Annotated in this window: 11 protein-coding genes and 1 riboswitch; of the genes, 6 read left to right on the top strand and 5 right to left on the bottom strand. The window is 43.5% G+C overall.

Going from position 1 to position 12421, the window contains the following annotated elements; genetic code table 11:
- Positions 1-12 precede the first annotated feature (12 nt).
- The 3 genes from QUB52_RS10460 to QUB52_RS10470 form a co-directional block, all read right to left on the bottom strand.
- A complete protein-coding gene (locus QUB52_RS10460) occupies positions 13-867 on the bottom strand; it encodes a metal ABC transporter permease (protein ID WP_332973592.1) in 855 nt (284 codons plus the stop codon).
- Positions 867-1643: a metal ABC transporter ATP-binding protein gene (locus QUB52_RS10465; RefSeq protein WP_332973593.1), complete on the bottom strand. Its 777-nt coding sequence runs from the start codon at positions 1641-1643 to the stop codon at positions 867-869. The genes QUB52_RS10460 and QUB52_RS10465 overlap by 1 nt, the downstream gene beginning before the upstream one ends.
- Before the next feature lie 157 nt (positions 1644-1800).
- Entirely contained in the window at positions 1801-2859 is a 1059-nt protein-coding gene (locus QUB52_RS10470) for a metal ABC transporter substrate-binding protein (RefSeq protein WP_332973594.1), read from the bottom strand.
- A gap of 164 nt (positions 2860-3023) precedes the next feature.
- Positions 3024-3179, top strand: a riboswitch (cobalamin riboswitch).
- Between the two features lie 212 nt (positions 3180-3391).
- Here QUB52_RS10470 and QUB52_RS10475 point away from each other — a divergent pair.
- Positions 3392-4261 carry a class I SAM-dependent methyltransferase gene (locus tag QUB52_RS10475; protein WP_265237364.1) on the top strand — a complete coding sequence of 290 codons (870 nt, stop codon included), beginning with the start codon at positions 3392-3394 and terminating at the stop codon, positions 4259-4261.
- A 180-nt stretch (positions 4262-4441) separates the two neighbouring features.
- Positions 4442-5290, top strand: a complete 849-nt coding sequence (locus tag QUB52_RS10480; protein ID WP_265237366.1) for an energy-coupling factor ABC transporter ATP-binding protein — start codon at positions 4442-4444, stop codon at positions 5288-5290.
- Between the two features lie 155 nt (positions 5291-5445).
- Here QUB52_RS10480 and larC read toward each other — a convergent pair whose 3' ends face one another.
- Entirely contained in the window at positions 5446-6882 is a 1437-nt protein-coding gene (gene larC, locus QUB52_RS10485) for a nickel pincer cofactor biosynthesis protein LarC (protein ID WP_332973595.1), read from the bottom strand.
- A 75-nt stretch (positions 6883-6957) separates the two neighbouring features.
- Here larC and QUB52_RS10490 point away from each other — a divergent pair, with 75 nt between their 5' ends.
- Positions 6958-7623 carry an L-threonylcarbamoyladenylate synthase gene (locus QUB52_RS10490; RefSeq protein ID WP_265237369.1) on the top strand — a complete coding sequence of 222 codons (666 nt, stop codon included), beginning with the start codon at positions 6958-6960 and terminating at the stop codon, positions 7621-7623.
- Positions 7624-7933: 310 nt separating this feature from the next.
- On the opposite strand, the gene QUB52_RS10495 is transcribed toward QUB52_RS10490, so the two are convergent.
- Positions 7934-8218: a DUF427 domain-containing protein gene (locus QUB52_RS10495; RefSeq protein WP_190656114.1), complete on the bottom strand. Its 285-nt coding sequence runs from the start codon at positions 8216-8218 to the stop codon at positions 7934-7936.
- Between the two features lie 97 nt (positions 8219-8315).
- Between QUB52_RS10495 and recQ the strand changes: the two genes are divergently transcribed.
- From recQ to QUB52_RS10510, 3 genes are read left to right on the top strand one after another with little or no spacing between them, the layout of a single operon-like run.
- Positions 8316-10502 (top strand): DNA helicase RecQ, encoded by a 2187-nt coding sequence (recQ, locus tag QUB52_RS10500; RefSeq protein ID WP_265237374.1) that lies wholly within the window; start codon positions 8316-8318, stop codon positions 10500-10502.
- A gap of 60 nt (positions 10503-10562) precedes the next feature.
- Positions 10563-11708, top strand: a complete 1146-nt coding sequence (locus tag QUB52_RS10505) for an ATP-binding protein (protein WP_332973596.1) — start codon at positions 10563-10565, stop codon at positions 11706-11708.
- Positions 11705-12403, top strand: a complete 699-nt coding sequence (locus tag QUB52_RS10510) for a hypothetical protein (RefSeq protein WP_265237378.1) — start codon at positions 11705-11707, stop codon at positions 12401-12403. Before QUB52_RS10505 ends, QUB52_RS10510 begins: the two co-directional genes overlap by 4 nt.
- Positions 12404-12421 lie beyond the last annotated feature (18 nt).

Below are 12421 nucleotides of genomic sequence, written 5' to 3' on the forward strand. Positions count from 1 at the left end.
CGCCAACTCTTATTAATCGATCGCCCGTGAATTCCTAGCTCTAACCAATAAACCGTGTTTCGGAGCAAAAATCATCGCCAACACAAACAGCAACGTTTGCAACACCACAATACATCCGCCCGTCGCCCCATCTATGTGATAGCTGATATAAGTTCCCATGACGCTAGAAAATACCCCACTCGCCATCGCAATTAGCATCATGTGGTCAAAATTATCGCTCAATAAATAGGCGGTTGCTCCCGGAGTCACCAACATTGCTACTACTAAAATAATCCCTACTGTCTGAAGTCCAGCCACTGCTGTTAGCGATAGCAAAGATAGCAGCACGTAATATAGAAATGTGATATTTAAACCGATCGATCGCGCGTGAGTAGAATCAAAACAAAACAAAATTAAATCTTTGCGTAAAACTGCCAGCGTCACTAAGGTTATGACACTAATAATTACAGTTTGAACAATATCTGAATCAGAAATGCCTAAGACATTGCCAAATAAGATATGCGTCAAGTCAATCGAACTTCTGACTTTAGAAATTAACACCAAACCAAAGGCAAAAAATCCAGTAAACACTAAACCGATTACCGTGTCTTCTTTGATGCGAGTTTTCGCTTTGATAAAGCCGATCGCAATTACCGAACCCACACCAAACACAAACGCCCCCACCGCCAAAGGAATATTCAGCACATAAGCAATCACAACCCCCGGCATCACCGCATGAGAAACCGCATCACCCATCAATGCCCATCCCTTCAAAGTCATATAGCACGAAAGCGCCGAACAAACAACCCCTACTAAGGCGCTGACTAAAATCGCCTTCACCATAAATTCATACTGCAACGGTGCGGCAAACCACTGAATTAAGTCCATTATTGCTCCTCCTGATTGACTTGAGTTAAACGATTTTTGGCCAAAGATAAATCACCGATCGCACCACCAAAGGTACGGGACAGATTTTCCTCGGTAAACACATCAGAGGTGTTACCATAGGCGAGAATGCTGCGATTAATTAACACAACTTGGTCGCAAAACGTGGTAATAGAGTCTAAATCGTGAGTTGAAACGAGAATTGTATGTCCTGTTTGACGCAGATCCATCAACAAATCAATCATCATTTTCTCAGTTTTGATATCGACTCCGGCAAAGGGTTCATCCAGCAGCAAAACCGTTGCCTGTTGCGCCAGCGCCCGCGCAAAAAAGGTACGTTTCTTTTGTCCGCCGGATAACTCTCCGATTTGCCGATCGCGCATTTGCCACATTTCCACCCTTTCCAAGCTTTCTCGCACCACTTGTTTGTCGATCGATCTAGGAATCCGCAACAGATTCATGTACCCATAGCGCCCCATCATCACCACATCGCGAACATTCACCGGAAAATTCCAATCTACCTCTTCCGACTGAGGCACATAGGCAACCAAATTGCGTTTTTGTACTTGACGAATGGGCAACCCATTAATTAAAACTCGTCCAGTGTTTGGTTTCACAAACCCCATAATGGCTTTAAACAACGTGGATTTGCCCGCACCATTCATCCCCACCAAACCGCAAATTGTCCCTGCTTTGAGTTGCAGCGAGGCGCTGTGCAAGGCAACTTTGCCGTGATAGGCAACAGTGACATTTTCAATATCGATACTTATTTCATTCATCTAATTTTCTCCATATTATGAATTACCTACAGAACTTGCACGCGGTGTTATAAACCAGGTTTAAATCCCCGTTTGTTCAGCCTCGCCGTCAACCATCAACCGTCATTTTTTTAGCTTCGCTGTCAACTGTCAACTGTCAACTGTCAACTGTCAACTGTCAACTATCCTGTAACCCTTTTATCAAAGTATTGACATTGTATTCAAGTAACTTAAGATAGGTTGATGCTGGGCCTTCCGCTGGAGAGAGGGAATCGACATAAAACACCCCGGCAAATTTTGCGCCTGTTTCCTTGGCTACCTGAAGCTGTCCTTGGTTGCTGACGGTACTCTCGCAGAATACAGCAGGTATTTGGTTTGCTTTGACTGTATTAATCACCCGTTCGACTTGTTTCGGTGTGGATTGCTGTTCGGCGTTGACAGGCCAAATATAAACTTCTTTCAAACCGTAATCGTTGGCAAGGTAAGAAAAAGCGCCTTCACAACTTACTATGTAGCGTTTGTCCGGGGGAATGGCTGAAATAGCTTGTTTGAGTTTTTCGTCGATCGCCCGAATTTGTTCACTGTATTTGGCGGCATTTGCGTCATAGGTTGCAGCATTAGCCGGATCGATATTTCCTAAAGCCTTGCGAATATTATCAACATAAATCAAAGCATTTTTGGGCGACATCCAAGCATGGGGATTTGGTTTACCTTGATAGGCATCGCCAGCAATATTAACGGGTTGGACTCCCTCGCTCAAAGTAATGTGAGGAACCTTGGGAAAACTGTTATAAAATCGAGTTGCCCAGCGTTCTAAGCTCAAGCCATTGTCTAAAATTAAATCGGCTTTTTGCCCTCGTGTTAAGTCGCTGGGAGTGACTTCATAGCCGTGAATTTCCGCCCCTGGCTTGGTAATGGATTGAACAGTTGCCTTGTCACCGGCGACGTTCTCCGCCATGTCTGCTAGCACCGTGAAGGTGGTGAGAATAACTTTTTTGTCTTTTCGGGTCGAATCGGTGGCGGTTGGGCTAGAAGCTCGATTTTGATTGGTTGGAGGCTCAACCGTCGTCTGAGTGTTGCACCCGCTGACGCACACTCCCAGCAGCAGCCCCAACCCAATTATCTGATACTGTTTCCAAACGGGAGAGGAGAGGAGGGATAGGGGGAAAGGGCGAGATGGAGTGAGAATTTGAGGATTTTTGGGCATATATTTCAAAATGCTAGCTAAATTTGCCACAGATTACGGCAGACAGCCCGATCGACGATCGCTGATTTTCATAATCTTTTCATTTTTTGAATTTATCACAGAACCCCTAAAAATGAAAGAATTATGAAAAATGTGGTAAATGGGCGATCGCCCAACAGAATCAGTATTTTGTGAAATATCTAAAATAGTGCTAATATCTCGGCAGATCGATCGGCTCTGATGGAGAACAGCCATCAGACGCAAGGGGGAAAGTTCGGTGAAAATCCGGCGCTGTCCCGCAACTGTAATGAGATGATACTAGGATAGTTAAATCTCCGAGTCAGGATGCCCGCCGATTTGTTTACCTGTTGTTTTCATCTGCGAGGTATAGATGATGGTTAGTTCAGTATTTTTACAATTAATCTGCTGTTGTTGTCGGTTTGTCGATCGCGAATGACAAGGGAATTTTGGATTTTGTGGCAAAAGTTGAAAATTTCTGCCATTCAGTGCTATTAACATATATGCAAGCGCTGGGAAGAATTTCAACCCTCCCGGAAATCTTAAAATTTACCCGATTCTCTCCATGTCGAAGCAAACATCAATTTCTATTTCCAAAGTAACTCGCTACCAAAATGCAGCGCTGAATTACTATTTGGGGCTGACAGATTCGCCCTATCTTCATTACGGCTATTGGAAGACTCTGCCGGTTCCTGCTGATGAACTCACGATCGCACGCCTGCGCAACGCTCAGCAAGCTTACACAGATAAATTGTTAGATTTTATCCCCAAAGAAGTCAAGACTGTGCTGGATGTAGGATGCGGGATTGGTGGAAATGCGGCTTATTTGCTCGATCGCGCTTTTGCAGTGGAAGGACTCGCGCCCGATCCGTTCCAACAACAGCGCTTTCTCAAGTGTACAGGCGATCGCGCCATCTTCCACCTCACCAAATTTGAAGACTTCCAAGCCACCCACTCCTACGATTTGGTTCTCTTTAGCGAAAGTAGCCAATATATGTCTGCTGTCGATATAGCTAAAGGTGCGGCGACTGTACTCAATCCTGGAGGCTACGTACTGCTTGCGGATATGATGCGATCTAATCCTAATTATACAGAAGGAATGTTTTCTAATTGTCATGTTGTCAAAGAGCTGGAAACTGCATTAATGCAAGCGGGGTTTAATTTAGTAAAAGCTGAGGATATTTCCACTCATATTTTACCAACAATTGACCTATATGTCGATACTTTCCGCAGGTATGGACTGAACACAATGATTTATGTTGCGGATTTAATTTCGATCGCAGTTCCGCCAATTCATAAATTCCTGCGTTGGATATTTCGTCGCTGGTTTAAAAAATTGGTGGTTGAAGGATTGGAGGCGAGTCAACTTTTTGAACAGCATCTTTGTTATGAGATTCAACTTTGGCAGTTGATAGAAAAAGATAAACGCGGTTAATAGAAGAATCGGCGGTTGAAACCGCGTCTATACAGACAAAACCCGCCTCCGCGGGTTGAAGAAAAGCCCTTAAAATTACGTTATCTTCTTCAGTCCGCGGAGGCGGACATCGTTTATATAGTCGCGAATTCCATTCGCCGTCTTATCTTATCTTATCTTATCTTATCTAATTATCAATATATGTCTCAATCAATTCTCGAATTCGATCGCACTTCCTACTCATATCCCTGCGGTTCGCGAGTAGCAATTCAAGATTTAAGCCTCAAAATCCCCGCTGGGAAGCGCTGCGGACTCATCGGTCAAAACGGCTGCGGCAAAACCACCTTGTTTCTGCTAGCAAATGGCTTGTACCAACCGCAACATGGCATGATTAGCTGGGAAGGCGAACCCTTCCGCTACGATCGCAAATATCTCACGCAACTGCGCCAACAAATCGGACTCGTCTTTCAAAATCCCGAACATCAATTAGTCGCTTCCACAGTAGAAGAAGATATCTCCTACGGATTGTACAATCTAGGATTGCCGGAATCTGATATTGCTGAAAAAGTGGAAAAGGCGATCGAGCAATTCAACTTAAGCGAACTCGCCCGCGAACCAATCCATAACCTCAGTTTAGGACAAAAAAAGCGCGTTTCGATCGCAGATATCATGATTCTCAAACCCAAACTCCTGCTGTTAGACGAACCTACCGCCTATCTCGATCCGCGCCACACCAAACAACTCATCGGTTTGCTGCAACAAATCCACGCAGCCGGAACTACCATCCTTTTAGCAAGTCACGACCTCGATTTCATCTACCGCTGGGCTGATTGGGTGTTTGTGATGGATCGCGGAAAATTGATTCTAGAAGGAACACCGGAAACCGTTTTTGCTCAGCGGGATGTCTTGGAACAATTGCAGCTTGGCGTACCGCTGGCGATCGAGCTAATCGACCAAATAAAGGCGATATTTGAGAAAAATGATAACTCAAAAATGCCCGCTTTCGAGGAATTGCAACAACAAATTTTAGACACGCGCCGACGACTTTAATCTTCAACCTGCGGAGGCAGGTTTTGTCTGTATAGACGCGGTTTCAACCGCCGCTTCTTCTGGATTTAGCCTTCATTGGCGGGCAGGATGCCCACCCCACAAGAAAATTAATTTTTTGTGGAACAGGCATCTTGCCTGTTCTTCAGAATAGTGTATTAAGTGCGATCGTACCAACTTTGCAGCGCCAACCGATGAACCTCGCGCCAACTAACATTTTTAAGTCGGGCAATTTCCGCACAATCTTCATATTCCGGCTGCACATTAACAATCGTTTCTCCAGACTTCGCAACTTTTATTTGTACTTCGCCGTATTCAGTTTGAACAGTCTCGAATTCTCGATGTAAAATAGTTCGTTGTTGAGTCGATCGCCTAATACCCAAAGTAGTAGTCTCCCGAAACATCACAGCTTCGCAAGCATCCTGAAATTCGGGATGACAAATCACAGTTAACAGCACACCCAACCGCGATTTTTTCATCACAATAGGCGTAGTAAAAACATCCAGAGATCCGGCCGCAAACAAAGCATCAAAAACATAGCCGATCGCCTGCGGACTCAAATCATCAATTTGCGTTTCCAAAACACAGACTGTTTCTTGCAAATTGGTAATGGCTAATTGATCATTAGTTGAATTCTCCTCTCTTCCTTCTTCCTTTTTCCCTCTTTCTTCTTCCTTCTTCCCTCTTCCTTCTTCCTTCTTCCCTCTTCCTTCTTCCTTCCTACCAATCCAGAGGCGCAAAATATTAGGAATTGCCAGATTACGAGAACCTGCACCCAAACCAATAGTCAGAACCTGCATCAGCGGCGGCGGACCAAAAGCAGAGGCGAGAGTACAAGCGATCGCAGTACCCGTAGGAGTGCACAATTCGCGATCGATCCCATTGCTATAAACAGGCACTCGGTGAGTTTCCCACAACCGCATCACCGCAGGCGTGGGCACCGCCAACCTACCATGTGCAGCCTTCACCGTACCCCCACCAGTCGGCATCGGCGAAAAGTAAAACTCATCAATATCCAACCAATCCAAACCCAAACAAGTACCGACAATATCAACAAGTGCATCCGTAGCCCCCACCTCATGAAAATGAACCTCATTTGCTGGAATACCATGCACAGAACCTTCTGCATCTGCTAATTTGCGAAATATCTCCAAACTCCACGCTTCCACCCGCGGAGGCAACTTTGCCAAGACAATAATTTGCTCAATTTCTGGCAAGTTGCGATGATGAATGTGGCTAATTTCTGCCTTTTCTTCGCCGTGACTGTGAGAATGTTCTTCCCCGTGATGATGGTGGTGGTGGTGGTGCCGATTGTCGAAAGTCGGGGATTCCGTTTCCGAGGGATCGAGGGCGGAGTCAGCAGCCGGATTGTTTGACTTTAAAGGCAAATCGGCTGCTAAATCGACATAAAATTTAGTTGCTTGTTGAGTATTCCGGTGGACTAATTCCGCCCGCAATTGGTACTCTGTCGAAATGCCGAGTAAGTTGAGTTTTTCGATTAGGTAGTCTAGGGGAACACCAGCGTGGAGGAGAGATCCGATACACATATCGCCAGCAATGCCGGTTGGACAGTCAAAATAAGCTATTTTATTCATTATTAGCAATTAATTTTCAACATTGATTGTTTCAGTCGATATTTCGATCGCCCACTTAGCCTGCAATATCTTAACATGGCAATTATTTACGGACTGCATCCAGTTGCACCCCAAAAAGACAGAATCGAGAAGATTGCAAAAGCTCTCAAAGATGGGGCAGTGATGCTTTATCCCACAGATACAGTTTACGCGATCGGCTGCGATCTAAACTCCAAGTCTGCCGTAGAACGAGTCAGGCGGATCAAGCAACTATCCAATGATAAGCCTTTAACATTCCTGTGTTCCTCATTGTCAAATATCACCGAATATGCTGCCGTCAGCGATCAAGCATACAGAATTATCAAGCGGTTAATCCCCGGGCCCTACACATTTGTGCTACCAGCTACCAAGTTAGTGCCCAAATTGGTAATGAGTCCAAAACGCAAAACCACCGGTATTCGCGTTCCCGACCACCCGCTTTGTTTTACACTTGTGGAAGCTTTGGGCAATCCGATTATTTCCACATCTGCTCATATTACCACTGATGATGAAGGTGCAGCACCCGTGCCGTCTGAACAAGAAGAAAGCTTTGGCAAAGCTGAATTATTTGACTCTTTTTTAAAGTTAGTAGATATCATTGTCGATGATGATTCCGATCCGGGATATCAAGTTTCTACCATTCTTGATTTGACAGAAAGCGAGCCGATTGTGGTTCGTCGCGGTTTGGGATGGGAAGCCGCCGCTGCTTGGGAACAAGATTAAAATTTGTAGGCTATTGCGATAAACTGTAGGGACACAACAATGTTCATTCATGTCAACAATTGCCTCAAACCTTTGTATCTCTGGTTAGTATCCAAGTCTAGATCCCCCTAAATCCCCCTTAAAAAGGGGGACTTTGAGAATACTCTTGTCCCCCCCTTCTTAAGGGGGGCTAGGGGGGATCTGGCCTCGGCGGTAAACAGAAGTTTATGAGTACGTTCGCAGCTAAATTGGACACAAATGAACATTGTTGTGTCCTCTATTTTCCACGATGATCTGTCAGAATCGCAAACAACAAATCTGCGGACAAAACCTAAGCTTCTACCTTAACTCCTTTCCAAAAAGCAATATATCCTGCAATATTTTTAGCAGCATCTTTTGGAGTAGGATAGTACCAAGCAGCATCCTTATTAACTTGTCCGCCAACTTCAACACTGTAATAACTAGCAACACCTTTCCAACCGCAAGTAGTGTGAGTGCTGCTGTCCTTGAAATACTCGCGGTTGATTGCATCCGCCGGGAAATAATAGTTATTGTCTACCATTTCGCACTTGTCGCTCTCGGCCAAAACGGCACCATTCCAAATTGCTTTCGGCATCGGTTTCTCTGCTTAAATTGAGATTCTCAAATATTGTAACTGTATTTGTGCTCAAAAGACCTAGAATAGGGTAGAAGTCAACAACCAATTACTGCAAATGTCAGGGTCGAATCCGCCAACATCTCTCGCGCCCTCATCCCTCGAACAATCCCTCAAACATTTCTTTGGCTATGACTCTTTCCGCCCGGGGCAGCGGGAAATTGTCGAAGCTGCTTTACAACAACGGGATATGATGATTGTCATGCCGACTGGCGGTGGCAAGTCTTTGTGCTTTCAATTACCGGCGCTGTTGAAACCGGGATTGACGGTGGTGGTTTCGCCGCTGATTGCTCTAATGCAAGACCAGGTGGAAGCTTTGCAGGATAATGGCATTGGGGCGACTTTTCTCAACAGCACTTTGAGCGCGATGGAAACCCGATCGCGCGAAACAGCAATTCTCGAAGGTAAAATTAAACTGCTGTACGTTGCGCCCGAACGCTTACTGGGTGAGAGATTTTTACCGTTTTTAGATATAGTAGCTTCTAAGTTAGGAATTTCGGCATTTGCGATCGACGAAGCCCACTGCGTTTCGGAATGGGGACACGACTTTCGACCAGAATACAGACAAATGGAGCGAGTGCGCGATCGATATCCCGACATACCAATTATGGGACTAACCGCCACCGCCACCGAGCGCGTCCGCCAAGACATCATCCAGCAGTTAACCCTGCGAAATCCCTACATCCACGTCGCCAGCTTCAACCGGCCAAATTTATACTACGAAGTCCGCCCCAAAACCAAGCACAGTTTTGCCGAAGTTGTGCAAATCATCCAAAAAAAAGGCGGTTCAGGAATCATTTACTGTCTCAGCCGCAAAAAAGTTGACGAAGTTGCCTACAAATTGCAGCAAAGCGGCATCCAAGCCCTACCATACCATGCCGGAATGAACGATGTAGATCGATCGACGAATCAAACCCGATTCATCCGCGACGACGTACAAGTAATGGTAGCAACAGTCGCCTTCGGCATGGGAATCAACAAACCAGACGTGCGATTTGTAATTCACCACGACTTACCCAAAAACCTAGAAGGATACTATCAAGAATCAGGTCGCGCCGGCAGAGACAACGAACCATCTCACTGCACCTTATTTTTCGGATTCGGCGATGTCAAAACCATCGAATACATCATCGAACAAAAACCCGACGAACAAGAACAAAGAATAGCCCGCCAACAATTACGGCGAGTAATCAACTATGCAGAATCCAGCGATTGCCGCCGCACAGTCCAGTTAAGTTATTTCGGCGATTCATTTCCCGGAAATTGCGGAAATTGCGACAACTGTTGCAACAAAAAACCAGTAGAAGACTGGACACTTGAAGCCATGAAATTTCTTTCCTGCATCGCCAGATGCCAAGAAAAATTCGGCATGAATCATATTATTGACGTGCTACGCGGCTCAAAAAATCAAAAAATATTGCAATACCAGCACAACCAACTTTCTACTTACGGCATTGGCAAAGATAGAAGTCCAGACGAGTGGAAAAGGTTAAGTCGTTCGCTGATAAATCAAGGCTTCTTAGACGAAAAAACAGACGGCTTTCCCATTTTGAAACTCAACGAAAAAAGTTGGGAAATCATGAAACGCCAGCGCACAGTTGAAATCGCCATCGAAGCGCCGCGGGAAGTACAGGGAAGAGTGCGGTCTTTAGCCGTAGAAGTAGAAGGCTTATTTTCCATATTACGAAGTCTCCGCAAACAAATTGCCGACGAACAATTTGTGCCACCTTACGTAGTTTTTGCTGATAGAAGCTTGCGAGACATGGCAGAAAAACGTCCGCAAACTCTCACCGAATTCGAGGAAGTTTACGGCGTTGGCAGCAACAAGCGCGATAAGTACGGCAAAGTTTTCTTAGAAGCAATTCGTACTTTTTGCAAAGAACAAGGATTGCCAACTAGCCCTGTATCTCCTGATGTCGTTAATCTAGCAAATTCTCCATCTTATTCCCAGATGCAAACCTGGGAATTATACCGAAAAGGTTTGACAGTTCAAGCCATAGCAAATGCGCGGGGGATGAGTCCTAATACTATTTCTGGGCATTTGGTAGAATTGATGGATATGGGCCGGGAAGTTGATATAAATTTGTTGGTGGAATCGGAAAGCCAGCAGGCTATCGTAAACGCAATTGAAGTTATTGGAGATGAAAGATTGAGAGCAATTTATGAGTTTTTGCAAGAACGTTATACGTTTGATGAGATTAAGTTTGTCCGCGCTTGGTGGCGGCAAAATTATGTTAGTTTTTAACCGCAGATGTCAGCGGATAAACGCTGATGGACGCAGATTATTGATAGATAGGAAGGGGAAATGAGAATTAAACAAGTAGCTTTTTGGGATCATGTATTAGAGTGGCGTTTTGAACCCATCTATTTTTCTAATCTTGCATTGCTAGTTGGGGTATCTGGGGTTGGCAAAACTCAAATACTTAAAGGAATTTTGCGTTTAAAAGAGATAGCGAATGGTGCTTCGTCAAACGGTTTAGCGTGGGATATCACATTTTCGACAATCAACGATGTGGAGTACCAATGGCAAGGCGAGTTTGAAACAAAAAAAGTTCCTGTCCTAATTCCAGATGAGGAAGACGAAGCCAGTAACTTTAGGATTCTTCGCGAGCATTTATCTAGAAATGGGGATACAATTATCGAAAGAAACTCTACCGAAATCAAGTTTAAAGGAAAGACAACGCCAAAATTATCACCGTTTCAAAGCGCAGTGCAAATTTTAAATCAAGAAGAAGATATCTTCCCTGTTCAGCAGGGTTTTAATAAAGTTATTTACAGTGATAACTATAGCTCTTTCAATGGAGGATTAGCGATACATCACAGGTTAATGTCAATATTTACATCAAGTAAAGTTTCATTAAAAATTAACATTTCATTGGATAGTATTAAAGGAAGTAATTTACCAATACTTCTAAAAATGGCTTTAATAGCCACCGATTATCCAGATGTGTTTGATAACATTAAACGCATATTTAGAGAGGTATTTTCTCAAGTTGAAGATGTTAAAATAGAAGCAGTAAAAGAAAATGATAGTCTATCATTTTCAGGTTATCCCGTGAAAATCAGAGAAAAAGGTGTCAATAATTGGATTTCTCAAAATAACATTTCCTCTGGAATGCTGAAAACGCTAATTCTGATTAGCGAAATCTACTTGTCGCCAGAAGGAACTGTAATTCTGATAGATGAATTTGAAAATGCTTTAGGGATTAACTGTATCGATTTTGTTACCGATTTGCTCATGGAAAATAGAAATATTCAATTTATCCTCACCAGTCATCACCCGTACATTATCAATAATATCAGCATGGAATACTGGAAAATAGTAACCCGCACAGGAGGCGTTGTCACCGTCAAGGATGCGAAAGATTTGAACTTGGGAAAATCTAGGCATCAGGCGTTTACGCAACTGATTAATCTTGAAGAATATAGCGAAGGAATCTTTGTTGAATGAATCTATATTTTTTAGTCGAAGGGATGCAATCGGAGAGAAAAGTTTATCCAGCTTGGTTAAGTCATCTATTGCCTGAATTCACACAAGTTCAGAGTTACGATGAGGTGAAAGACAAAAATTATTACCTGATTAGTGGCGAAGGATATCCATCATTATATGATTTCATTCCTCCTTCGATTGAGGAAATCAATTTAAGCGGAAAATACAACTATTTTGTAGTATGCCTTGATGCCGAGGAAAATACTGTTGCGGAACGACACGCAGAAATTTATGATTTTTTCAATCAGGAAAAACTAGAATTAAAAAATGCAGAACTTGTGCTAATTGTTCAGAATCGCTGCTTGGAAACTTGGCTGCTGGGCAATCGCAATATTTATGCAACACATTCTCAAAAGTTAATACATCCTAAAACCAAACTTTTATTAGATTATACTAAATATTATAATGTTTCAGTTGACTGTCCTGAAAAAATGGGAAAATATTTAGATTTTAATACCCATGCTCAGTTTCATGGAGCTTATTTGAAAGTGTTATTTGAAGCTAAAAACACCACATATTCTAAAAAAAGACCTGGAGATGTGCTAAAGCCATTTTATTTGGAACAGCTATTGAAAAGAATTGAAGAGAAGCCAGGGCAATTGACTACTTTTCGTGATTTTGTCGATTTTTGCAATATAGTTAAATCCAGATTGTAAGATTAAACGGCAACAATT

Source organism: Microcoleus sp. A6-C6, assembly GCF_036705955.1.
GTDB lineage: Bacteria > Cyanobacteriota > Cyanobacteriia > Cyanobacteriales > Microcoleaceae > Microcoleus.

Excerpts from the sequence above, each read along its gene's own strand:
- QUB52_RS10480 (WP_265237366.1), top strand. The coding sequence starts at position 4,442 with ATGTCTCAATCAATTCTCGAATTCGATCGCACTTCCTACTCATATCCC.
- recQ (WP_265237374.1), top strand. The coding sequence starts at position 8,316 with ATGTCAGGGTCGAATCCGCCAACATCTCTCGCGCCCTCATCCCTCGAA.
- larC (WP_332973595.1), bottom strand. The coding sequence starts at position 6,882 with ATGAATAAAATAGCTTATTTTGACTGTCCAACCGGCATTGCTGGCGAT.
- QUB52_RS10475 (WP_265237364.1), top strand. The coding sequence starts at position 3,392 with ATGTCGAAGCAAACATCAATTTCTATTTCCAAAGTAACTCGCTACCAA.
- QUB52_RS10460 (WP_332973592.1), bottom strand. The coding sequence starts at position 867 with ATGGACTTAATTCAGTGGTTTGCCGCACCGTTGCAGTATGAATTTATG.
- QUB52_RS10510 (WP_265237378.1), top strand. The coding sequence starts at position 11,705 with ATGAATCTATATTTTTTAGTCGAAGGGATGCAATCGGAGAGAAAAGTT.
- QUB52_RS10505 (WP_332973596.1), top strand. The coding sequence starts at position 10,563 with ATGAGAATTAAACAAGTAGCTTTTTGGGATCATGTATTAGAGTGGCGT.
- QUB52_RS10490 (WP_265237369.1), top strand. The coding sequence starts at position 6,958 with ATGGCAATTATTTACGGACTGCATCCAGTTGCACCCCAAAAAGACAGA.
- QUB52_RS10465 (WP_332973593.1), bottom strand. The coding sequence starts at position 1,643 with ATGAATGAAATAAGTATCGATATTGAAAATGTCACTGTTGCCTATCAC.
- QUB52_RS10495 (WP_190656114.1), bottom strand. The coding sequence starts at position 8,218 with ATGCCGAAAGCAATTTGGAATGGTGCCGTTTTGGCCGAGAGCGACAAG.